Origin of the sequence: Megalodesulfovibrio gigas DSM 1382 = ATCC 19364, assembly GCF_000468495.1 — a bacterium.
Taxonomy (GTDB): Bacteria; Desulfobacterota; Desulfovibrionia; order Desulfovibrionales; family Desulfovibrionaceae; genus Megalodesulfovibrio; species Megalodesulfovibrio gigas.
In genome coordinates this window covers 3,438,383-3,460,643 of the sequence record NC_022444.1, presented here as the reverse complement: position 1 = coordinate 3,460,643, position 22,261 = coordinate 3,438,383, and the positions used below count along the sequence as shown (strand labels likewise).

General features: G+C 64.4%; 22 protein-coding genes and 1 tRNA gene. 10 read left to right on the top strand and 13 right to left on the bottom strand.

Features of this window, described 5'->3' with window-relative positions; translation table 11 throughout:
* Positions 1-294 precede the first annotated feature (294 nt).
* The 7 genes from DGI_RS15300 to DGI_RS18905 all read right to left on the bottom strand — a co-directional run bounded on the left by DGI_RS15300 (position 295) and on the right by DGI_RS18905 (position 6,848).
* Positions 295-510 carry a hypothetical protein gene (locus tag DGI_RS15300; RefSeq protein WP_027193084.1) on the bottom strand — a complete coding sequence of 72 codons (216 nt, stop codon included), beginning with the start codon at positions 508-510 and terminating at the stop codon, positions 295-297.
* 115 nt (positions 511-625) lie between these two features.
* Entirely contained in the window at positions 626-1,039 is a 414-nt protein-coding gene (locus tag DGI_RS18545) for a hypothetical protein (RefSeq protein WP_021762103.1), read from the bottom strand.
* Positions 1,036-3,525 (bottom strand): DUF3987 domain-containing protein, encoded by a 2,490-nt coding sequence (locus DGI_RS17555; protein ID WP_021762102.1) that lies wholly within the window; start codon positions 3,523-3,525, stop codon positions 1,036-1,038. The genes DGI_RS18545 and DGI_RS17555 overlap by 4 nt, the downstream gene beginning before the upstream one ends.
* Positions 3,518-3,841, bottom strand: a complete 324-nt coding sequence (locus DGI_RS18095) for a helix-turn-helix transcriptional regulator (RefSeq protein ID WP_021762101.1) — start codon at positions 3,839-3,841, stop codon at positions 3,518-3,520. The genes DGI_RS17555 and DGI_RS18095 overlap by 8 nt, the downstream gene beginning before the upstream one ends.
* Before the next feature lie 288 nt (positions 3,842-4,129).
* Positions 4,130-5,398 carry a tyrosine-type recombinase/integrase gene (locus DGI_RS15290; protein WP_027193085.1) on the bottom strand — a complete coding sequence of 423 codons (1,269 nt, stop codon included), beginning with the start codon at positions 5,396-5,398 and terminating at the stop codon, positions 4,130-4,132.
* A gap of 343 nt (positions 5,399-5,741) precedes the next feature.
* A tRNA-Ser gene (locus DGI_RS15285) sits at positions 5,742-5,831 on the bottom strand.
* A 66-nt stretch (positions 5,832-5,897) separates the two neighbouring features.
* A complete protein-coding gene (locus DGI_RS18905) occupies positions 5,898-6,848 on the bottom strand; it encodes a hypothetical protein (RefSeq protein WP_021762099.1) in 951 nt (316 codons plus the stop codon).
* A gap of 184 nt (positions 6,849-7,032) precedes the next feature.
* Here DGI_RS18905 and DGI_RS15275 point away from each other — a divergent pair, with 184 nt between their 5' ends.
* Positions 7,033-8,091 (top strand): threonine aldolase family protein, encoded by a 1,059-nt coding sequence (locus DGI_RS15275; protein WP_021762098.1) that lies wholly within the window; start codon positions 7,033-7,035, stop codon positions 8,089-8,091.
* 25 nt (positions 8,092-8,116) lie between these two features.
* On the opposite strand, the gene DGI_RS15270 is transcribed toward DGI_RS15275, so the two are convergent.
* Positions 8,117-8,806 carry a flagellar brake protein gene (locus tag DGI_RS15270; protein WP_021762097.1) on the bottom strand — a complete coding sequence of 230 codons (690 nt, stop codon included), beginning with the start codon at positions 8,804-8,806 and terminating at the stop codon, positions 8,117-8,119.
* A gap of 170 nt (positions 8,807-8,976) precedes the next feature.
* Between DGI_RS15270 and DGI_RS15265 the strand changes: the two genes are divergently transcribed.
* The 3 genes from DGI_RS15265 (at position 8,977) to DGI_RS15255 (ending at position 11,785) form a co-directional block, all read left to right on the top strand.
* Positions 8,977-9,927 (top strand): ABC transporter substrate-binding protein, encoded by a 951-nt coding sequence (locus DGI_RS15265; protein ID WP_027193088.1) that lies wholly within the window; start codon positions 8,977-8,979, stop codon positions 9,925-9,927.
* A gap of 180 nt (positions 9,928-10,107) precedes the next feature.
* Positions 10,108-11,004, top strand: coding sequence for an ABC transporter permease (locus tag DGI_RS15260; protein ID WP_021762095.1), 897 nt, complete (start codon positions 10,108-10,110; stop codon positions 11,002-11,004).
* Entirely contained in the window at positions 10,991-11,785 is a 795-nt protein-coding gene (locus tag DGI_RS15255; protein ID WP_021762094.1) for an ABC transporter ATP-binding protein, read from the top strand. Before DGI_RS15260 ends, DGI_RS15255 begins: the two co-directional genes overlap by 14 nt.
* A 136-nt stretch (positions 11,786-11,921) precedes the next feature.
* Here DGI_RS15255 and DGI_RS15250 read toward each other — a convergent pair whose 3' ends face one another.
* Positions 11,922-13,181 (bottom strand): HD domain-containing protein, encoded by a 1,260-nt coding sequence (locus tag DGI_RS15250; protein ID WP_021762093.1) that lies wholly within the window; start codon positions 13,179-13,181, stop codon positions 11,922-11,924.
* Positions 13,182-13,187: 6 nt separating this feature from the next.
* Positions 13,188-14,408 carry an SPOR domain-containing protein gene (locus DGI_RS15245; protein WP_027193089.1) on the bottom strand — a complete coding sequence of 407 codons (1,221 nt, stop codon included), beginning with the start codon at positions 14,406-14,408 and terminating at the stop codon, positions 13,188-13,190.
* Between the two features lie 247 nt (positions 14,409-14,655).
* On the opposite strand from DGI_RS15245, the gene rplM reads away from it, so the two are divergent.
* From rplM to DGI_RS15225, 4 genes are all read left to right on the top strand, one after another.
* Positions 14,656-15,084, top strand: a complete 429-nt coding sequence (gene rplM / locus DGI_RS15240) for a 50S ribosomal protein L13 (protein ID WP_021762091.1) — start codon at positions 14,656-14,658, stop codon at positions 15,082-15,084.
* 26 nt (positions 15,085-15,110) lie between these two features.
* Positions 15,111-15,500, top strand: a complete 390-nt coding sequence (gene rpsI, locus DGI_RS15235; protein WP_021762089.1) for a 30S ribosomal protein S9 — start codon at positions 15,111-15,113, stop codon at positions 15,498-15,500.
* A gap of 178 nt (positions 15,501-15,678) precedes the next feature.
* Complete coding sequence (locus DGI_RS15230) at positions 15,679-16,266, top strand: shikimate kinase (protein WP_021762087.1); 588 nt, start codon at positions 15,679-15,681, stop codon at positions 16,264-16,266.
* The gene (locus DGI_RS15225) at positions 16,263-16,859 is read left to right on the top strand and encodes a hypothetical protein (protein ID WP_027193091.1); all 597 of its coding nucleotides are present in this window, start codon (positions 16,263-16,265) and stop codon (positions 16,857-16,859) included. Before DGI_RS15230 ends, DGI_RS15225 begins: the two co-directional genes overlap by 4 nt.
* A gap of 21 nt (positions 16,860-16,880) precedes the next feature.
* Here DGI_RS15225 and DGI_RS17550 read toward each other — a convergent pair whose 3' ends face one another.
* Positions 16,881-18,047: an acyltransferase family protein gene (locus DGI_RS17550; RefSeq protein WP_158407345.1), complete on the bottom strand. Its 1,167-nt coding sequence runs from the start codon at positions 18,045-18,047 to the stop codon at positions 16,881-16,883.
* A gap of 142 nt (positions 18,048-18,189) precedes the next feature.
* On the opposite strand from DGI_RS17550, the gene DGI_RS15215 reads away from it, so the two are divergent.
* Positions 18,190-19,272: a tetratricopeptide repeat protein gene (locus DGI_RS15215; RefSeq protein ID WP_021762082.1), complete on the top strand. Its 1,083-nt coding sequence runs from the start codon at positions 18,190-18,192 to the stop codon at positions 19,270-19,272.
* A gap of 21 nt (positions 19,273-19,293) precedes the next feature.
* Here DGI_RS15215 and DGI_RS15210 read toward each other — a convergent pair whose 3' ends face one another.
* Both DGI_RS15210 and DGI_RS15205 read right to left on the bottom strand, forming a co-directional pair.
* Complete coding sequence (locus DGI_RS15210) at positions 19,294-19,671, bottom strand: diacylglycerol kinase (protein WP_021762080.1); 378 nt, start codon at positions 19,669-19,671, stop codon at positions 19,294-19,296.
* Positions 19,672-20,517, bottom strand: coding sequence for a metallophosphoesterase family protein (locus tag DGI_RS15205; RefSeq protein WP_021762078.1), 846 nt, complete (start codon positions 20,515-20,517; stop codon positions 19,672-19,674).
* A 200-nt stretch (positions 20,518-20,717) separates the two neighbouring features.
* On the opposite strand from DGI_RS15205, the gene DGI_RS17545 reads away from it, so the two are divergent.
* Complete coding sequence (locus tag DGI_RS17545) at positions 20,718-22,139, top strand: sensor histidine kinase (protein WP_051286492.1); 1,422 nt, start codon at positions 20,718-20,720, stop codon at positions 22,137-22,139.
* Positions 22,140-22,261 lie beyond the last annotated feature (122 nt).

Below are 22,261 nucleotides of genomic sequence, written 5' to 3'. Positions count from 1 at the left end.
TGTGCAATATGCGGGCTAGGGCGACCACCTGGCGGCTTGGTGGTCAATGAGCACACATTGCGCAAACTTTCCTTATTGCCGGCTCGGCAGATTTTATGCTGACGTCAACGGTCCGTACGCGGATGGTGGCTAGGGTGCATTCCGGGAACGCGGCCTCAGCTTCGGCCACCGTGAGAAAGAGACGTCCATTAAGGGCGCGGAAGCCTCCCGGCTGCTCCCACAACACCAAGCCGGGCGGAATCGGCTTCCGGGCTTCTGCTGAGGACTCCAAGCGGGCGATGCGTCGTGCCATCTTCATAGTTTCCCCTCCATGGCGGCGGCTTCTAAAGCCTGAATGCGCTTCTCTAGCTCGCTGCCTTCGATGGCTTGGCGCAGAACACCAGCGGCGTACACAATGGCCCGTGCGCGGCCTTCCTCCAGCTCTCCCTGCTCAAGCTGGTTGATGACGCTGCCCAGCAGGCGCACCACGTCGTCAAGCGTGCGCAGGCGTCTTTTCTTTTTCACGGCCATAACTCGCAATCTCCAATGATAGCGCGGTTTCTCTGCCGTCTGCATGGCTTTTTTCAGCGGCTTGAGGGTGTTCTATTGCGCTATTAAACGACTGTTTAATACAACATACACCGCATTATGCGTCACTGCAAGGCTGCTCATGGTCGCACCGCCACAGAAGCCGCGCTGCTTCCCTCGCACCGGGGCAGGCGTGCATGGTCTTGCAGGCGCAGACCCAACCACGCGGGGCACATGTCGGTTCCCAGGCGTCCAGCGTTCCGCAGTCCGGGCATGGTGACGATGGACGATCAGGCCACGCCTCACAGCTCGGATGCGTGCCGCCTTGCCTGATTGGTCCCAGCGTAGCGCGTGACGGCGGGGCCGGATCGGGGCGCAGTTCATCCAGCAGGGCCTGCCGATGGGCGGCGGCCAACTGCTTGACCATCTCGGCGCGGGCGGCGTCCAGGGAAGCCAGGCCCACGATGCCCAGCTTCCCGCCTCGCCACACAGGTTCCACGCCATAGCGGCGCAGGGCCGCGACCACGTTCATGAGGTGGCCTCGCTCGGGATTTCCCAGAAGTCCGCGTCCTGCTGCTCCGCCTGTGGCGCAGGTTCTGGCGCAGGTTCTGGCGCAGGCGGCGGGGCTGGCGCATGCAGTTGTGAGGCTGCGAGGAACTGTTCAAGCGCCCCATCCCACACAAGACACCGGACGCCGCGCTTGCCGTTGGCGTCATGCTTTCCGGGGGTCAGCTTCATGCCGCAGGATCGCAGTAGCCCGCCCATGGCGTGCGGGCTGGATATCTTTTCAATTTCGGGAGCAGCAGCGTTGTAGCGCTCATGAACATGCCCCACGGCCAGGCGTTCGTTGTTGGCCTCCCCTCGCAGGGACTCCAGCACAACGGCCAACCGCCGGGAACGCTCTGAGACCTCCACCAGTGTGGCAGGGGCGCATCCCAGCAGCAACTGCACGGCGCTCACGGCCTGTCCCAGGTAAAACATGGACGCGCCAATACCACGTTGGATGGCTGGAACGTCTATCACTCCGTGCGGCTCGCGGCCGGCGGCAAATTCGTGCATGAGGTGCAACACCCCGGCGAGGCGGGCGGCGTAGCCGACAGCCTTCGGCAGGAAGCCGCGCAACTGCTCGGGCAGGTCTGCCTTGCTTGCAAACAGCTCATTGCGCCAGTCGTAGAAGCGGGCGGCGGCCTCGGGCGTGAGGGTCATGACAAGCGGGTCTTGCCGGACGTCTGCCCACTCCAGGGCGCGGGAAACAGCCCGATGCCAGGGCGCGGCATCGGCCTCGCTCCATTCAGCGGCTGTCAACTCATGGGACGCGGCGGGCTCGAAGACCGTCAGCAGACGGAAGATGGATCCATCCACCAGATATTGCCCATCCTCCGACGAAAAGCAGCGGCGGAAAGTGACAGGCTGGATTCCTCCGCAGACCTGCACCCTTGAGCAGGCAATGAATATAGATTTTGATTGGCGCAGGAATCGGGCTGCCCCGCCGCCGTGCAAGGTCAACCACGCCTCGCGGTCTGTTCCCTTGCTTTTGTATTGATTTTGACCATTTATCAGCGCGGAAAACTCTTCCAGGATCACCAGCAGGCCGGCAGTGTGGTGGCCCACCAGGTCTTGCCGAACGCCCTCGAGGGTCAAGTTTGTGGCGAAGTATCCACGCGGTTTCTCGGGGTCCGGGGTTTTGGCTTTTTCGTCGCGTGGCAGTGCGGCATGGGCTCGCACCTGCTCGTCATAGCGCTCATGGGCAGCCATCTGCCGGCGGTCAAATTCCGCCTTCAGCATGTGTGCGGGTGCGGTCTTGCCTTCGCCAGATTCCCGGATATCCGCATGCCAGAAGATGAGCGGCTCTCTCCAGGATGATTTGATCTGCACGTCTGCCATGCGGCCCACGGCGGCGGCGATGATGCAGCAGGCGTACCCCGGCAACGGCGTGGCACTTGTGGCGCAGGACCGGGCCAAGCTCTTGAGGGAAGCCGCAATGGAAGCCGGCAGCACCTCCCAGGGGAACGGCACGCGGGGCAGAATCTTTTGTGCAAGCTCCCATCCCTGCGGGAGCGCGGGCTCTTGCGCGTCCTCCCACACCGGGGCGACGGCCACCAGCTCCCGCAACGCCTCCAGCGTTCCGCCAGCGGCCAGCCAGTCGGATGCATCGCCCTTGGCCGGCAGGCCAGGGAGTTCTACCACCTTCACCGATGCGGCCACGCCATGCAGGTGCTTGGCCACCGCCTCCCCATGGGCGCGGCCCGGTTCGTCATTGTCCGACAGGATGACCACCTGCTTGCCCTGAAAGTGCGGCCCGTACTCTTCACGCCATTTGCCCGCGCCCTGCGCATTAGTCGTGGCCACCAGTCCCAGCTTGCCCAGGGCCAGGGCGTCTTTCTCGCCTTCAGTGATGAAGACTTCATCGGCGGCCAGGACTGCCGGCAGGTTGAACGGGACCAGGGCCACGCCCTGCATGTTGTTGATCCAGCCGCCGCGACCATCCGGCTTGCGTTGGGTGAAGGATTTCGGCTCCCATCGCGTCACCTGAAAGACGACTTCCCCGGCGGCGTCGTGATAGTCGTAGCCGGCCACGACGCGGCGGCTTGGCCTGGGCTTCGCGCTCGGCACGGCGTTGAAGTCAACAACGCGCCCACCTGCGGCGGGGCGCGGCGATGTGTCCAGCCGCAGGACTTCGGCCAGCCTGCGGGCAGCCTCGCCTTGTTTGAGACGAAGGGCGGCGGCGTACAGACTCACGGGGTCACGTCCGCCCTCATCGGTGGAGAAGTCCTTCCAGACGCCGGACGCGGTGTTGATGCTCAGGCTTCTGCCGGGATTGCCGGCCAGGTCGCCTACAAGATATTCCTGGCCCTGGAGCTTGCCGGCAGGGAACAGATTCTCCAGTAGGGGCAAGAGGTTCTGCAAGGTGGCGGTGTTGACGCGGGCAATGAGTTCGGCTATGGTTTCCGCATCTCGTCCGCTTTGATTTTTCCCTTGGAGACCCCGCCGGCCAGCGGGGTTTTCTCGTTTATCCATGGGCCACCTCCTGCACCGGCTGCACCTTCCGGGGGCGGCCACGGCCACGCTTGACACCGGGCGCGGGGGGCGCGGGGGGCGCGGGGGGCGCGGGGGGCGCGGGATCAGCCGGCGCAGGTGGTGGAGCAGCAGGCGGAGTGCTCGCGGCGGTGGAGATGCCCAGGGCAGTCAGGACGGCGGCGCGGTCGAAGCGGGAGGCCCGGCCCAACTTCACGGGTTTTTGAATCTGGCCACTGCGGACCATATTCCAGACGGTTGCGCGGGAAATTCCAAGAATGCCAGCCAATTGAGAATCAGTTACGAGCAGGGGTTCCAAGACGCAATCCTCTTTTTGGTTGCGCCGGGGGCTCCATCGTGGCAAAATTCACACGCTTTGTGTTGCCGCGTCGGGGGGAGCACCCCGGCAGGTTCTTCAAGGCCAGTCGTTGGCGCGGCTGGCCTTGTTTTTTGCTTTATACTCCAGAGAAAAAGCGGTGCCAAGACGTTAACATGTAGCAATAAAAGAACAAAAAAATGGTATCCGCACGGTTGCTGCCGACAATAGCCGGTTTTCAAGGGCTTGTGGTGTGTAATTGTGTATCAAAACGTCGCATTGTGTAACATGCTACGCCGGTTTCTCATCCCGCAACGCGTCCAGGTAGTCTGCCCATGCCTGCAACATCTGCCGGCGCACGGGCAGCAGTTGCGACAGGTTGTAGGTTCCCCGCACGGCGTCCCTCGGCTCATGGCTCAGTTGTCGCTCAATGGCATCGGCTGGCCATCCCTGTTCATTCATCCAGGTTGACGCCATGTGCCGGAATCCATGCGGCGTCTGGCGTCCAGCATAGCCCATTGCGGCCAATGCGGCGGCAAGGGCGTTCTCGCTCATGGGCCTCTCACATTTCCCGCCGTGGCGCGTCCTGGCGCTTGGGAAGACGAATTTGCAGTGCCCGGTCAAGGGCTGGAGCGAGCGCAGCAGCTCCACTGCCTGCGTGGGCAGCGGCACAATCAGGCACTTATGCAGCTTCCGGCCATCCTTGCGGGCGTCCAGCTCGGCAGGGGCATGGTCAAGCCGCAGTTCGGCGGCGTCCAGATCGACTTCCCGCCAAAGCAGAGAGCGCAGTTCGCCGGGGCGCAAGAGCAAAAGCGGCATGAGACGCAGGGCAACGATTGTCACGAAGTCGCCACCATAGGCGTAGATTGCACGCATGAGGCCGCCGATTTCTTTCGGGTGCGTCATGTGGGCGTGGTGGTGTGCGCGGCTCTTGGCTGGCAATGCGCCCCGCAGGGAGGCCGCTGCGTCAAAGGCGGTCAAGCCGCGTGCCATGGCGAAGCGCAGCACCTGGCCGGCAATGATTTTGGTCTTGGCCGCAGTGTCCAGATGCCCGGCCTTGACCATCGGTTGCAGCGCATCCAGCAGAACCGGCGGCGTCACCTCGGCAATGGGCAGGCTGCCCAGGGGCGGCAGCAGGTAATGGTCCAGCCGCTGGCGCACCGTGGCGGCGTGGCGCGGGCTCCATGTGGGTTCCATGCCCGTGAACCATTCTCCGGCTACTGCGCCGAAGGTGGCCCGCTCCAATTCGGCTTCATGTCGTGCGGCCTCGCGTTCCTTCCGCTTCTCCCCGGCAGGGTCCAGGCCATCCAGCAGCAAGCGGCGATGCTCCAGGGCCAGGGCGCGGGCATCGGCAAGCGTCCTATCCGGGTACGGCCCAATCCCGATGGAATTTGCCTTGCCGCTCTTCTCCCAGCGTAGCACCCAGCTTTTGCCACCCGCCGGCCTGATCTCCAGGTAGAGACCCCGCACTGTGCCGTCAGGCAGGCGCTTGACCTTCTCGCCTGGCTTGGCGGCGCGTATCTCCTTGTCAGTCAATGGCTTTTTGGCTTTCGTGGTCATGGCGTGGCCCTCCACCGTGTTTTTGCCATGCAGACTTCATGCAGACAATGCAGACATTGCAGACTTCATGTCTGCGTCTGGGAAGGCGCGCCAGCATTGGCTTTGCAGACAATGCAGACAATCCGGACTTTCCTTCAGGTATTAATTTGCAGGGATGATGCTCCCGGGTAATTTCGGGAAGCATCTCCAGAGAGAATCCATTACCCAGGAAATTACCGGGTAAGAATCTAGCAGTCAACAGACGGGAAAAGACACGGAAAAACAGAAGCAGACAATAATTACTAGCAATAAAAGGAATTTATACACAAAAAAACCCGTCCGAAGACGGGTGTAATCAACTATGTGGCGGAGGGAGAGGGATTCGAACCCCCGGACAGGTCTCCCCGTCAACGGTTTTCAAGACCGCCGCCTTCAACCGCTCGGCCATCCCTCCGCTGTGGAGCGTTTGTGTATACCAGTTTGCCCCGGCGCGCCAGTGCTTTGCCGGCAGTGCCCGTGTTTACGCCACCTCCGCCCCGGACGGGGACAGGCGGAACTGCATCGCCTGCGCATGCCGCCCCAACAGATAGAACGGGTACAGCCCGATGAGCAGCCCTGAGAACATGGCGCCGATGGTCAGCGCGAAGGCCCAGGCCACATAGCCCTTGCCCAGGCGCGCGGCAATGGTTCCCATGAGGTGGAAATAAAAACCCAGATTCACCAGCGGCACCAGGAACAGCAAGAGGGACCAGCCGGAATAGCCCGCCGCCTTGACAACCAGGTACAGGTTCCAGATCGGGATAAGGAACTGCGCGAAGGAGCCGATCCCCAGGGGCGCGCAGATGCGGCCCAGGCACCAGGCCATCAGCACGTAGGAAAGCACGCTCACAGCCTGCAGCACCCACATGAAGCGCATCAGGACGTTGAATGCTCCCAGCGGCACCGGAGCCTGCTGGGCAAGCATGGTCATCAGCTGCAGATGGGCCTGGCGCTCCTCCTCGGACATCTGCGCCCAATGCTCCCGAAATTCCGGATCAAACGCAAGCATGCGCTGCACATATTCTTCCGCCGCCGGATCCGTCGGCAGCGTGCCGGCCGGGGCGAGCGAGTCCATGGCCTGCTGCTCCTGCATGCGGCGCAGGGGGTGGGGCTCGGTGGCGGACTCGGTGGCGGACTCGGTGGCGGACTCGGTAGCGGGCTCGGTGGCGGTGGCGGTGGCGGGGGCGGCTGACGCTGGCCCGGGCCGGCCGGCGTCTTCCTGTTGCCCTGGGCGATCCGCAGTGGCGGCAGTGGTGGCGTTGGCTGGTTCCTGCATAACACGTGGCGCGGGCCGTGTCGCAATGGGTCGCTTGTCCTGGATGACGATGGACCCGTCCTGGCCCTCCCACATGTGCAGCCCCTGGGCCGCGGCAGGAGCGCAGGACAGGGTGAGGGCGCACGCCAGACACACACGCAGCAAGACCAAATGCATGGAATCCCCCCGGAAAGATATGGCGATGGCCAGGATTGTCGAATTTATGCATATTGTTTACGAAAGAACCGTGTTTGGTGCAACTGCTTGTTTGAGTGCGCCGACATGTCGATTGCGCAATCCACCCACTTGCGTTACAGCACGTCGTGTTGCATTTCCGCGCACATCAACCAGTTGTAACGCCATGATCTCCAATACTCTGCAAAGTGTTGCCAGCGACAATAACGCCGGCGTGCATCCCCGCATCCTGCAGGCCATGGCCGACGCCAACCAGGCGGACGCCATCGCCTACGGCGACGATCCCTGGACCAAGGCCCTGGCGGCGCAGTTTCAGGCGCTGCTGGGACCGGACTGCCGCAGCTTCCCGGTGTTCCTGGGCACGGCGGCCAATGTGCTCTGCCTGCAGGCCATGACCCAGCCCTGGGAGGCCGTGATCTGCGCCCCGTCCGCGCACATCAACCGCGACGAGTGCGGCGCCGCGGAGGCCGTGGCCGGGCGCAAGCTCCTGACCACCGCGCCCAACCCGCAGGGCCACGGAAAGATTTTCCCCAGGGATATCGAACCGCTGCTAGGATCCCGCGGCTTCGTGCATCAGGTGCAGCCGCGGGTGGTCAGCATTACGCAGTCCACGGAACTCGGGGTCTGCTATTCGTTGGACGAGTTGCGGGATCTGGCCGATTTCTGCAAACAACACGACCTGTTGCTGCATATGGATGGCGCCCGTCTGCCCAACGCCTGTGCGGCCCTGGGCTGCTCGCTGAAGGAAATGACCGCCGACGTGGGCCTGGATGCCCTGACCCTGGGCGGCACGAAAAACGGCATGATGTTTGGCGAGGCGGTGGTGGTGTTTCGGGACGATCTGGCCGCCGCGCTGCCGTTCCTGCGCAAGCAGGGGATGCAGCTCGTCTCCAAGATGCGTTATCTTTCCGCGCAATTGCTGGAACTGTACGGCACGGAGCTCTGGCTGGAGAATGCCCGGCACGCCAATGCCATGGCCGCGATGCTGGCCGGGCGTGTGGCCGGGGTGCCGGGTCTTGAGTTCGTGCACCCGGTGCAAACCAATGCCCTGTTCGTGCGTGCGCCGCGGCCGCTCCTGGCCCGGTTGCGCGAGGAGTTCTTTTTCTATTTCTGGGATGATGGCGCGAGCGATCGCCCCGTGGCCCGCTGGATGACGTCCTGGAGCACCAGCCAGGAGGCGGTGCAGCGGTTTGTGTACCGGCTGGAGGCCGCATTGCAGGGGTGAGACCAACGGGCCAGCAGTCTCTCCATCACACCTGTTGATAGGCGAGCATGGTATCCACAAACCGTTCGATCTGGTCGGCCATTTCGATCTCCAGATCCCGGAAGGCCACGCCCAGGGCGAGCTTGTCGTGTTCCATGAAGGCGGTCTTGACCACCCCTTGCAGGTAGGTGGTCTCCTCCGAGCCGAACAGCCGGAACTTGAAGATGATCTGTTCCCCGGGCGCCTTGCCCCGCAACGCCTCCAGCTCGCCTTCCTCCACCAGCAGGCGACAGCCGCCGACGGAGATGTTGACGATCACCCCGTGCACTTCCTCTCCGCCCAGGTAGAACAGGATGGGCTGAAAACAGGAGACGCGCTCGTGCTTGCGCAGCTTGAGCACCTCCACCCGGCGGGGGTAGGTGAGGAAGAGCAGCGGGTACGGCTTGACGGAGATGTGGGCTACCTGGGACTGAAATCCGCAGATGCGGCCGCCCTCCATGAGAAACCGCACCGTGAGCTCCATGCGCGGGGTCAGCACATCCAGCAGCTGGCGATTCGTGGGCAGCCTGAGCAGAACGAACTGGTCGCGGTCCATGCCCAGAAAGGTGGATTTGAAGCGCCGCTGGGTGCTTCTGACTTCCACCAGCGCCTCGCCGCCAAGGGGGAGGTCAAGGGGGAGGTTCGAGGCATGCCTTCCAGGTGGTGCGGGTGGTTTGGGGTTGCTGGATGCTGGCATGGGGAACACGCTGGGACAAGGGGTGTCTGGGAAGTTCCACTCCGGAGGATGGGGGTTGAGCATGCCACAGAAATATCGTAGAGGGAAGACTTTCCATCCGCCTTGCATGCCGACAGGCGCAGGTCGTGTCGGTGTTCATCGTCCCTCAGTCCTCATAAGGAGTGTTGTCCATGAAACGACTCGTTGCACTGCTGTTGGTGCTTGGCGCGCTGGGTTCGGCCTCTGTGCTGCATGCCAAGCAGTTCGCCATTTCCGTGACCCAGATTGTGGAGCATCCCGCGCTGGACGCCACCCGCAAGGGCTTTGAGGACCGCCTCAAGGAACTCGGCGTGGACGCCAAGTTCACGGTGCACATCGCCCAGGGCAACATCGCCACAGCCAACCAGATCGCCAGCCAGATCCAGGGCGAAAAGCCGGACCTCATCCTGGCCATCGCCACCCCCACGGCCCAGGCTGTGGTGCAGAAGATCAAGAATATCCCCATCCTGGCCACCGCGGTGACGGACTTTGTGGGCGCAGGCCTTGTCAAGAACATGGACAAACCCGGCGCCAACGTCTCCGGCATGACCGACCTCACCCCCATGGACAAGCACGTGGCCCTGGCCAAGGAGTTCCTCCCCGGCCTGAAGACCCTGGGCGTGATGTACAACGCCGGGGAATCCAACTCCGTTACCCTGGTGAACCTGCTCAAGGCGGAAGCCAAAAAGCAGGGCGTGGCCGTGGAAGAAGCCACGGTGGTGAACTCCGCCGGCGTCATGGCTGCGGCCAAGAGCCTGGTGGGCCGCTGCCAGGCCATTTACGTGCCCACGGACAACACCGTGGTCTCGGCCCTGGAAAGCGTGATCAAGGTGGCGGCGGAAAGCGATCTGCCCATCTTCTCCGGCGACACGGACTCCGTGGAGCGCGGCACCATGGCCTCCCTGGGCTTCGACTACTACGGCATGGGCAAGCAGACCGGGGATATGGCCAAGAAAATCCTGGTGGACGGCGTCCCCGTGGGCGACATGCCCGTGGAGATGCTGAAGGAGCTTAATCTGTTCATCAACAAGAAGGCCGCGGCCGACTTCGGCGTCACTGTGCCGGAAGCCCTGCTGGCCCGGGCCTCCAAGATTATTGAATAATTCGGACAGGCGGGCGTCGTCCCCCTGCACCCCCTGCCAGGGGGATCGTCCCTCTGGCCCCGCATTCGTTCGTGGCGGCCGGCGACTGGTGTTGCCGGCCGCCACGAAATCGAAGGGACCGGGGGAAATCATTTCCCCCGGCGGGGGCGTGGGGGCAGAGCCCCCGGAGTGGTGCCGTTCATGACATGGTATGCGTTTTCCGGAGCCCTGGAGCAGGGCTTTGTGTATGGGTTGATGGTGCTGGGGGTGTATATCACCTTTCGGGTGTTGCATTTTCCGGACCTGACCGTGGACGGCAGCCTGCCCCTGGGTGCGGCGGTGGCCTCGGTGTGCATCACCAACGGCTGGGATCCGTATCTGGCCTGCGTGCCGGCCATGCTGGCCGGGTTCGTGGCCGGGATGGTCACGGGCATCCTGAACACAAAATTCAAGATCCTGCACCTGCTGGCCTCCATCCTGACCATGATTGCCCTGTATTCCATCAATATCCGCATCATGGGCCGGCCGAACATGGCGCTGCTGAACCAGCAGAGCGTGCTGGATCCGCTTTTTTCCCTGGGCCTGACGCAGGCCGTGGCCGGGCCGCTGCTCTTTGGCGTCATGGCTGTGGTGGTGGTGGGGCTGCTGGTCTGGTTTCTGAATACGGAGCAGGGGCAGGCCATGCGGGCCACGGGGGACAACCCGCAGATGATTACCGCCCAGGGCGTGGACACGCACAAGATGATCATCGCCGGGGTGGGCCTTTCCAACGCGCTGGTGGCGCTGGCCGGGGCCCTGGTGGCCCAGAGCCAGGGCGCGGCGGATGTGAACATGGGCGTGGGGGTCATCGTGGCCGGGCTGGCGTCGGTGATTGTGGGCGAGACGCTGTTTGGCGCGCGCAGCATTGGCCGGCGCATTGCCGCGGCCCTGCTGGGGTCGGTGATTTATCGCCTGGCCATCGCCCTGGCGCTCTCCCTCAAGCTGGGGGCCTTCTCCTTCACCCCGTCGGACATCAACCTCATCACCGCCATTCTGGTGGTGCTGGCGCTGGTTTCCCCGCAACTCAAGCAAAAGGTGCAGGCCCGTGCTCGTTCTTGAGAAGGTCGTCAAGTATTTCAACAAGGGCACCATCAACGAGGTCCTGGCCATCAACAGGCTGGATCTCATCGTGGAGCGGGCGGACTTCATCACCATCATCGGCTCCAACGGCGCGGGCAAGTCCACCATGCTTTCCTGCATGGCCGGGACCATCATCCCCGACGCCGGCCGGCTGGTGCTTTCCGATCAGGACGTGACCACCTGGCCCGAGTGGAAGCGCGCGCGCTTCATCGGCCGCGTGTTTCAGGATCCCCTCAAGGGCACCAGCGCCTCCCTGTCCATCGAAGAGAATCTGGCCCTGGCCATGCGCCGCGGCAAACGCCGGGGATTTGCCGCCGGCGTGACCCGCGACGATCGCGACCTTTTCCGCGAGCGGCTCCGGGAACTGGGCCTGGGCCTGGAAGACCGTCTCAAGGATCAGGTGGGCCTGCTCTCCGGCGGGCAGCGTCAGGCCCTGACTCTGCTCATGGCCACCATGGTCCGGCCCGAAGTGCTGCTGCTGGACGAGCATACCGCGGCCCTGGATCCCAAAACGGCCCAGCAGATTCTTGAATTGACACAGAAAATCGTGGATGCCCAAAAGCTGACCACCCTGATGGTCACGCACAACATGCGCCAGGCCATTGCCCTGGGCAACCGGCTGGTGATGCTGCACCAGGGCGAAGTCATTCTGGATCTGGAAGGCGAGGCCAAGCGCGCCCTTACCGTGGACGACCTGCTGCAGCAGTTCTACGCCATCCGCGGGGAAACACTCGCCTCGGACAGGCTGCTGCTGGGATAGGGCAAGTGATCTGTAGAAAAGAGTTCTCGGGGGAAAACCTTTCTAAAGAAAGGTTCTTCCCCNGAGCGCGAGAGGGGAGAACCTTTTGCAAAAAGGTTTCCCCTCTCGCAACGTCCTTTTGCAAAATTAACGTGCCCTAATCAAAATCCGCCAGCAGCGCGCCGATGTGCAGGTCCTTGCCCAGGGTCAGGTTCTGGTAGCGGCTGCGCATGCGCCAGAGGCCTTCCTGGAGCTGCTCCGAGGAGATGCCGTTGCGCAGGGCGGTATAGGCCTCGATGTAGGCAGCCAGGGTATCGCAGACCTTGAGGAGCTGGCCGTCCTTGGGATCAAAGCGATCCTCGTTGCAATGGGCGAACAGGGCTTCTTCGCTCACGGCCTCGCGCTGGCCCGTCTCCTGATTGAGGATGGACGGGACGAACTCGCCGCCCACATCCAGACCCAGGTGAAAGCGCAAATCGGCCACCAGCTCGGGATGCCCGCTGCGCTCCAGGGGCAGGAGCACCCGGCGCTGCAGCTCCTTTTTCTCGTATTCTTCAATAAGTTCAGAGATGTGCTGCACGGATTTCTTCACCGGGGAGATGATGTCCCGGGTGAGCAGTTCGGGCAGGTCGTGGAACAGGCCGGAAAAGAAATTGTTCACCCGCCGGGCGCGGCAGGCATCCACGGCCAGGGAAAAGCAGTAGCCGTAGCAGGCCACGATGTACATGTGGCCGAGGACGGACGTTTCCGGCACGCGCGGCGTCTGGGACCAGCGTTTCTGAAAGCGCAGCTGCCCGCACAGATGCAGGAACCGGCCCAGGGGGGAGGTGTGCCCGGCCAGGAGCTGGTCCACGCCGGGGATGTCCAGCAGGGCGGTGAGGCCGTCCTTGAAGGACGCGTCAATTTCCTGCAGCTCGTCGTCCAGGGGGGAGAGTCCCTTGATGAGATTGAATTCCCAGTTGCTGGCGTACAGATGCGCCGCGGCCAGGATGCGCCGGGCCGGGTCCTGGTCCACGGCCGGGCCTTGCAGCAGCAGATAGGCCCGCAGGCGCTGCCAGAGGTCCTGCCCCAGGGGTACCACCCGCTGCTCCAGCTGCTCCAGCACCCATTCCGTAAGCAGCTGGTAATGATCCGGATTGGCCTTGATCTGATAGAAAATTGGTGGCTTGATGTCTGTGATGATCAGGCGGTAAAAATAGTCGAACAGCGCGCCTTCCACAATGCGCTCGCCCAGATCCAGGGCCTCCTGCCGGGGCATGTCGGCGGCGGCGATGCGGTACAGGGCCCAGGCGGCGATCATCTTGTGCGCCTGCTTGTCCACTTCCTGCAGTTCCATGGGGCGCAGCTTGTCGTTCCAGCGCTTCATGAATGCGCCGGAGAAAATGAATTGCAGCAGGCTTTTGCGGATGGATGGCATGGGGGGTCAGTCCAGAACCTGCACGTCGAGCTGCGGCAGGTCGGCAAGACGGATGCGCATGACGGCGCGCACCGAGCCGTCGGGCTGCAGGTCCACATCGCCCACCTGGAGTAGTCCCGGGGGGATGTCGGCCTGCATGGTGTAGTGCTGGGGAACCTGGCCGCGTTCCTTGCGGTAGGTATCCACACAGAGGAGCAGGTTGCGGGTGGCGTCTTCGCGGGCCTGTTTTTCGATCATCAATGGCGAACCGGCTCCGGGCAGGCCAACGCCTGCGGTCTGGAGGTGCGTGGCTGTCACCTGGCATTCCGGCCGTCCGGCGGCCGTGGGCTGCTGTGCTGCCGGGCTGGGCCTGGCTGCCGGGACTGCCGGGGCTGCCGGAACAGGCTGGGCAGGGGGCGTGACCACCGGGATGGAGCCCGGCACCGTCGCGACACTCGCGGCCGTGGCAGTCGTGGCCGCAATGGGCACGGCCGCCGGCTTGGTCAGGGGCACCGTCTGGGACACCGGCGCCGGCGCGGCGGGCGGGGGGGCGCGTCGGGGCCTGGCGTCGGGCGCACCCAGCCCGTTGAGCACGCCCCGGCGTTCCTGCTCGGTGCCATGCAGGCGGATCAGTACGCGGGTGTACTGTTGGCCGTTGACCAGGGCCTCTTCGAAAAAGACATCGTGTCCCTTGGCGGCCAGTTGATCGCGGTAGGCCTGCGCCCGGGTGCGATCCAGAAACGCCTGGAGCTGGTACACGGTGGCTCCGGCGGCAGTGCCGGCGGCGGGCCGGGGGGCCGGGGGCGCGGCCGGCGCAGGGGGCGCCTGACTGGCCGAGCGCAGGGCGGCCAGCTCCTCTTCGGCAGAGGGGGCAAAGGGGCCGTCGGACCTGCCGGAGGGAGCGGGTGGCGCAGGCGCAACCGGTGCCGGCGCGGCAGGTGCTGCGTAGGGGTCATAATATGGTTGCGCCGGCTGTGCCGCGACGATGGGCACGGACGCAACACCGGCAGGCGCGGGTGCGACTGGTGCGGCGGGCGCTTCACTCAGGGTTGTTTCCTGCAGTGTCCCGGATTGCCCCGCGACCGGGGCCGCCGGCTGGGCGTATTGCCCATTGGACTGGCCGTACCGGGCAGGATCGATGGTGGTTTTGGAACAGGCCGGCAGGAACACCGCGACCAGCGCGGCGCACAGCGCGCCCCTGCCGAGTCTGGTGCTCCAGGCGCAGAGTCGTTGTGTGGATGCGTACATGGGGAGGCCTCCAAGCGTCATGCGGCGGACTCTATCCTGCGCCCCATCAGGGGTCAACGCGCTGTGGTGTAAAAATATCCAGGCCGGGATCTGCCTTCGCCGGAAAAGCGCTTGACACGAGCGCGCCCGGGGGACTATATGATCCGTCTTTGCGTCACAGAAGATTGTGGAGCCCAACCGAACAGTTCCGGTCGCTCCCCGCCGTACGTCGGGAGCGTCCTGATCGTTTTGCTGCAACGAGGACGGCATGAAGACCTTCACCCCCACGCCCAAGGACATTCGCCGCGACTGGTTCGTGGTGAATGCTGAAGACAAGATTCTCGGCCGGCTGGCCACTGAGATCGCCCGCCGCCTGCACGGCAAGCACAAGCCCGAGTTTACCCCGTTTATTGATACCGGGGATTTCATCGTGGTGGTCAATGCCGAAAAGATCAAGGTCACCGGCAAAAAGCTGGAACAGAAAAAGTATTACCGTCATTCCGGCTTCCCCGGCGGTCTCAAGGAGACGGCCCTCAAGGATATGCTGGACCGTCACCCCGAGCGTGTCATCCTGCACGCGGTCAAGGGCATGCTGCCCCGCAACCGCATGGGCCGCGCCCTGCTCAAGAAGCTCAAAGTCTATGCCGGGCCGGATCATCCCCATGCCGCCCAGCAGCCGGCTGTCCTCGACATCTAATTTCGCCCAGCATTCGGAGTGATTCCATGAGCGATTTTCATTACGGTACCGGCCGTCGTAAAACGGCCACCTCCCGCACTCGCCTGTATCCTGGCACCGGGCAGATTCTCATCAATGAGCGCCCGATGGAAGAATATTTCCCCCGTCCCTGCCTGCAGGTGTTTGTGCGGCAGCCGCTGCAGGCCACCAGCAAGCTGGGCCAGCTGGACGTCAAGGCCAGCGTGGCTGGCGGCGGCGTGGCCGGCCAGGCCGAAGCTGTGCGCCACGGCATTGCCCGCGCCCTGCTTGAGCTTGACCCCGAACTGCGCACCGTGCTCAAGCGGGCCGGCTTCCTCACCCGCGACGCCCGCAAGAAAGAGCGTAAAAAGTACGGCCAGCGCGGCGCCCGCGCCCGGTTCCAGTACTCCAAGCGCTAATCGCCTGCCGCTTGGCGGCGGGTATGGCGCACGAGTGCCATGTACCTTCTGTGCTTTCAGCCCGGCCCCGCACAACACGGGGTCGGGCTTTTGGCGTTTTGGTCGTGTCATGGGCCGCTGCAGGCAGTGTGCAATGGTGCCATTGCCTTCCCTGGCCTCCATCGCTAGAGTGCGCCCCATGCAACTGCCTTCCCTGGCTCCCGCCGCTCCCACGCTGTTCGAGGCCCTGCTGCCTGCCCAGACTGCGGGCGCGCCTGCGCCGGTGCTCACCCTGGTGGGCATGTCCGGCTCGGGCAAGTCCACCGTGGGCCGGCTGTTGGCCCGGACCCTCGAATGCGGGCATCTGGATACGGATTCCCTCATCGAGGCCTTCTACGGCATGGAGCTGGAGCCGCTGTACCAGGCCCTGGGGCGCGACGCCTTTCTGGAGGCCGAAGCCGGCATTGTCGGTGGGCTGTGGCTGGCCCGGGCCGTGGTTTCCACCGGCGGCAGCGTCATCTATTCCGCCAACGCCATGCGCCACCTGCAGTCCCGGGGGCCCGTGATCTGGCTGCGGACCTCGCCGGCCACGGTGACGGCGCGGCTGCAGGCCTGCGGGACACGCGGTCTGGCCATCGCGCCGGGGCAGACTCTGGACGCCCTGGTGCTTGAGCGCGAACCGCTCTATGCCGCAGCGGCGGATCATCATGTCGAAACCGACGGCCTGGCCCCGGAGGCCGTGGCCGACCACATCATCCACTGGCTCAAGGAACGCTCCCGCTCATGAATCCCGTGCAACGCTCCCGCCGGCGCAAGCAATGCTTCGCCCGGTTGGCTGATCTGTATTCCAGAATGGATGCCGCCTATCAGGCAGCCGCCGACCGCGTGCAGTTCACCTGCGCAGACTGCGCCCACAATTGCTGCGTGAGCCACTTCCAGCACCACACCATGGTGGAATGGGCGTATTTTCTGGAAGGAATCAAGGGCCATTCGCCCGAGGCGCAGGCGCAGTTCCTGGCGTTGGCGCAGGCCAATCTCACGGAAGTGCAGCGTGCCCTGGCCCTGGGCGAGACTCCCCAGGCCATGTGCCCCATGAACCAGGCCGGGCTGTGCGGCATCTATGCGCATCGCTTCATGATCTGCCGGCTGCATGGCGTGGCGCACGTCATCACGCCTCCCGGTCGGGAGACGCACGCGTTTCCCGGCTGTCCGCGCTATGAGGCCCTGGCCATGACCGGCGCCGGCGATCCCATGGACCGCACGCCGTTCTACCAGGAACTGGCTGCCGTGGACCGCGCCTTCCGCGAGACCCTGGCCGGGCCGCGGCCCAAGGTGGATCTGACCCTGTCTGAAATGCTGCTGCTGGGGCCGCCGCGCTGAACGACGGCCCCGGCCGGCGAGTTATTTCATGCCGAAGGCGAAGCGCACCCAGCGGTATGGCCAGATGGCATACCGCACCAGCAGCACGATGAGGATCGAGGACACCACGGCGATGACGGAGAATTTGCCGGCGATGCTCCAATCCCTCGGGATGACGAACGCGCCGATGATGAGCAGCACCGTCTGATGCAGGATGTAGACCGGCATGGCCGCCGCGGCCATGGCGCGCAGGGCAGGGCCGCCGGCCGGCAGAAAACGCATGCCCAGGCCGAGCAACGCCGCCACCCAGCCGAAGATGCCGCCGCCCCGGACAAGCCGCACGAGCACCACCTTCCAATACGGCAGATCCCCCGTCAGCGGCGAGGCGAAACCGCCAAGCATCATGCCAAGGTAGAGGAGGGTGCAGAGCAGGGCCAGACCCAGCAGCCAGGCCCAGGCCCTGGCTGGCGCGTCCCGGAGTCTGGGAGAGGTCATCAGACAGGCGCCGATGATGAAGTGTGTCAGAAAACAGCCGAAGCTCTCCCAGGTGAAGCGGCCGGGCATGGGCCGCAGCATCAGGTCCATGGCGCTGACCAGGAGCAGAAACGGCGTCAGGGTCACCAGGGCCTGCAACCCTGTCCGCCGGCTCGGCACCAGCCCGGCCAGGGCCTCGGCGCGGCGTTCCAGCCAGCCCTGCGCCCAGGCCGAGCGCAAGGCCAGCACAATGGGCAGGCCGGCCATGGACACCAGAAAGAGCATGCGCAGGAACCACAGATGCCCGGACCAGAACCCCAGGAAAAACGGCGACGGGCCAAGGTGCAATGTGCTAAAGTAGTCTGGATAGAAGGACAAAAAGCTTTCCGTCAGGCCTGCATGGGTGATGCGGTCGAACCAGCACTGCGGCGGCAGCAGCACAAACACGCCGACCCCGTAGTATGGGATCAGGAGACGCAGGCTTCGCTCCTGCACATAGCGCCAGGGGCTGCGGCCGCCCAGGGAAAGCCAGCTGGCCATGCCGGACAGCAGGAAAAACAGCGGCATCAGCCACAAATCCATCACCGCCACCGCCAGGAACAGCGCGGTGCTCGTGGTGGCGTTTTTCATGTGCCAGTCTACCGGGGTGAAAAACATGCAGCAATGGAAGAGCACCACCGCCGCCGTGGCCAGCACCCGCAACCAGTCCATGTATTCGAGTCGTTCGCGCTGCATGGAAACCTCCACAGCGTTTCGGATATTCTGCTCCAAAAAATCAGGGAGACGTTGACTCCTTGAACCTGTCTGACGTGCCTTGTCAAGGCGCGTGTTTTTGCCTAGTTTCACGCATCTTTCATCGATAAGGACAACGCAGCCCATGGCCGATCTCCCCATCCGTGCGATCCTCATCCTCACCGGCAAGCCCATGCATGCCAAGCATGACAAAATGGCGCTGGCGCGGATGAAGCCGGAGAAGATTCACGTCCTTGCCTCAGGCGTCAAGGCGCTGGAGTTGTTGCGCAATTATAGTGTGCCCCTGGTGCTTCTGGATTCCGAGCTGGAGGACATGCCCGGCCTGGAGTTCATGCGCCGGCTGCGCCAGGTGCCGGAATTGCGGCAGACCATGGTCATCATGGTCACGGCCGAGGCCCGGCGTGATCGCGTGCTGGACAGCATCAGCGCTGGCGTCGGGGGCTACATCCTGCGGCCGTATTCCATTGCCACCTTTGAGCGGCATATTCGCCTGGCTCAGCGCACGGAAATGTTTACGGAAATAGAGCAGGAACAGGTGCGCGAGGGCAGGGAGCTGGTGGAAGCCGGCGCCTTTGACGAAGCCATCGAGTCCTTTGAGGAGCTGGTGACGGAGCAGGACGAGTCCCACCGCTACTACGACATGGGCATGCGCTACCTGATGGACGGCAAGTACGGCAAAGCCATCGTCGCTTTCAAGAAAGCCGTGCAGATCAATGATCTGTTCGCCGAAGCCTACAAGGGGCTGGCCGAGGCCTACAAGGGCAAGGGCGAAACCGCCGCCCATGCCCGGTATCTGCAAAAGGCCGCCGAGGTGTACGCGCAGCTGGACAAGCTGGAGGAAACCAAGGAACTCTTTATCCAGATCCTCAAGTACGAGAACAAGACACCAAACCCGTTCAATACCCTGGGCGTCAAGCTGCGCCGCCAGGGCGACTATCGCGGCGCGGTGCACGCCTACCGGCGGGCCATTGAACTCACCCCGGACAACGAGGCGCTGTACTTCAATCTGGCCAGGGCCTTTCTCTTCATGGGCGACCGGGAACAGGCGGAAAAGCATGCCCTGCAGGCTCTCATCATGCGTGGGGAGTTCCCCGAGGCCCTGGATTTGTACGAAGAAATCACCGGCCGGCGGTTCGAGCGTCGCGCCTCGGATGAGCAGGCGCCTTCACCCGTGGACCGCATGCAGGAGCTCGACAACGGCGATTGATCGTCCCTGTTCCTGCTCCTGTTACATGAAGGCCAGCACCACCTCGCCCACCAGCACGGCCACCCAGGCAGCGATGGACAGGCCGGCCGCTGCGGCCGCCATGTCCTTGATGGCCGCCACCCGGCGGTCCTCCCGGGCTGTCAGGTAGTCGCACACCGCCTCCAGGGCGCTGTTGAAGATTTCGGCCATGAGCATCTGGGCCGTGGCCACGGCCACCAGCAGCACATCCACGGTATCGCGCATCAGCAGGGCCACCGCCAGCACCACGGCCGAAAGCGCCAGCTTGTATGCCACGCTGAAATCGTAGCGCATGGCCAGGGCCAGACCGTGCAGGCAGATGCGGATTTTTCTGAGGGGATGATAGCCGGGCTGGCCGGTTCCCAGGAATTTGTTGCGCATTCAGTCCCTCCGTGTGCACTCAATGACTGGTTCCTGCCAGGCTGTCCAGCCGGTGTCGTCCTGGCCGAGCTGTTTGGAAAAAGCCTGCGCGGCGGCCGGTGCAAAGCCGTCGTCGGCGTGCTCCCAGCGCTGCACCTGCAGGCAGGCCGTTGCGTGTTGGCCGCCGAGGGGATTCACGGTCACGTCGAGCAGCAAAAAGCTGTTGGCTTCGCCGCGCAGACGGCGGGAGAGGGCCGTGCCGGCCACCAGCTGCAGCACCCCGGCCGGGGTGGTGGCCGTGCGCAGCAGTTCCACCCGGGAGTGATGGTCGTGTCCGGCCAGTACCACGTCGGCCATGGGCATGGCCGTGACTGCGGGCGGGTGGGGTCGGGGAGTGCCACCGAGGGGGTGATGCACGGCCAGCACCCGCACCTGACCAGCCCCTGCGCCGCCGCACCAGCCTGGGGCCCGACCGGATTTCCAGCGCCAGCGGCGGGTGGAGTCCGCCCCGTGCACCAGCACCTGCTCCGAACGCCAGCACGGCGCCCGATCCATGGTCGCCAGTTGCTGGAACCGTCGCCGCGGTCGCAACAGCCGGGACCACAGGGCGAGCAGGGGGAGATCGTGGTTGCCGGGCACCAGCAGGACGGGGCGGGCCAGGGCGTCCAGCCAGGCCTTGGCCTCCAGGAACTGGCCGGGCCGGGCGCGCTGGGTGAGATCGCCGCTGACGATCACCAGATCCGGGGCGGCATGCTCCAGGGCCAGGGCCAGGGATCGGGCCAGGCCGCCGGGCTGGTCGCCGAAATGCAGATCCGAAAGATGAGCCAGGCGGGTGGTGGACGAAGGGGCGAGGTGGTGGCGCAGCAAGACGTTTCCGCGGTGGCGTGATGGAACAGGGTTGCGTGGATGGGATTTTCTGATACGTTCTGCCCCAGGCGTATATACCCATCCCCAGCAAAGAGTCCATGCCCAGCCGTTCCACTTGTTGCAATCGCAGATATCGCCGGTCCTTGCGTACTGCATGGACCGTTGCCGCCCTTGCAGCCGCAGTGCTGTGGCCCGGCAGGATGGCGCACGCCCAGCCGCCGTCTTTCTGGTGGGACACGCCCGCGCGCCTGCTGGAGAATCACCTGCCAGCCACGTTGACTGCCGCGGGATTGCTGGCGGTACTGGGGTTGATTGCGTTTCACCTTGCGGTGGTCAACACGCGCCGCACGCGGCAGGCCGCAGCGCTGCGCGCCACCAAGGCCCGGCTGCAGGCCGTGCTGGCCGCCATGCCGGACGCCGCCTTTGTATTGGACGATTCCGGCCGCGTGGTGGAGGTCCTTAACGACGCCAGCACCCTCTTTACCCTGCCGGCCAGCGTCTCGCCGCCGCCGGGGGCGCCCCTGGGCCAGGGCCGGTTCCTGGAGGAACTGCTGCCCCTGCCGTGCGCCCGGCTGCTTTCCGGGGCTGCCCGCGCCGCCATGGGGATTTCCACAGGTGCCGACGCCGTGCAAGAGGTGGTGTTCTCCCTGCGCGGCGCATGGTTCGAGGCCCGGGTGGCGCCACTGCGGCATGCGCCCAATGGCGGACGCGACGAAGCCGTATGCGTCATTCGCGACATCACCACCCGCAAGGAGTTGCAGCGTTCCCTGCAGGCGGCCACGCGAGAGGCCGAGGCCATGAACGTCCGGCTCAAGGAACTGGACCAGCTCAAGACGGAGCTGCTCTCTGCCGTGTCCCAGGAAATCCGCACCCCCCTGACCTCGGTATTCGGTTTTGTGGTGCTGGTGCGCAAGGAATTACAGCGCCGGCTGCTGCCGGTCATCCGTGAGGCGGCCACGCGCCGCCCCCCTGGCGATGCCGCTGCCATTGATGCCGCTGCCAGCCGCATCCTGGACAACCTGCGCATTGTGCAGGAGGAGGGGGCCCGGCTGGGCCGTCTGGTGGATGACCTGCTGGATCTTTCCAACATCGAGGCTGGCAAGAGCGAATGGCGCGATGAGGTGATCACCCTGGCGGGCGTGGTGGAAAAAAGTGTGGCCAGCCTGGCCAGCCAGATTGCGGATCGCACGCGGGTGACGCTGCAGGTGGATCTGGCGCCCACGTTGCCGCCGCTGCTGATGGATCGCGACCGCCTGCAGCAGGTGGTGGTCCATCTGTTGGACAATGCCCTGAAGGTCACCGAAGAGGGGCCTGTCCGCATCATCGGCCGGTTGACGGAGACGGGGGCTGTGGAACTGGCCGTGGAGGATGCCGGCCCCGGCATTCCCGCCGCGGATCTGCATCGTATCTTCGAGAAATTCCAGCATGCCCCGGGCGACGAAGGCATCCGGCGCGCGCACAAGGGCTCCGGGCTGGGCCTGGCCATCTGTCGCAACATCGTGCGGCATTATGGCGGCGATATCCGGGCCGTCTCCCCCCCGGGGCCGGGCAGAACCGGGGCCCGGTTCGTGGTGCGGCTGCCACCGGCGCCCATGGTGGCGGAAGGCGGAAGCCGCCAGTAGAGCGCGTTGTTTTTGAAAAGAACTCTCGCAACGTCCTTTTTCAAGGGCAACATGCTCTAGAAGCACACTGCATCCCGATACGCATGCGGCGACACAACAAAACGGGCCGCGCCAAGTGCATG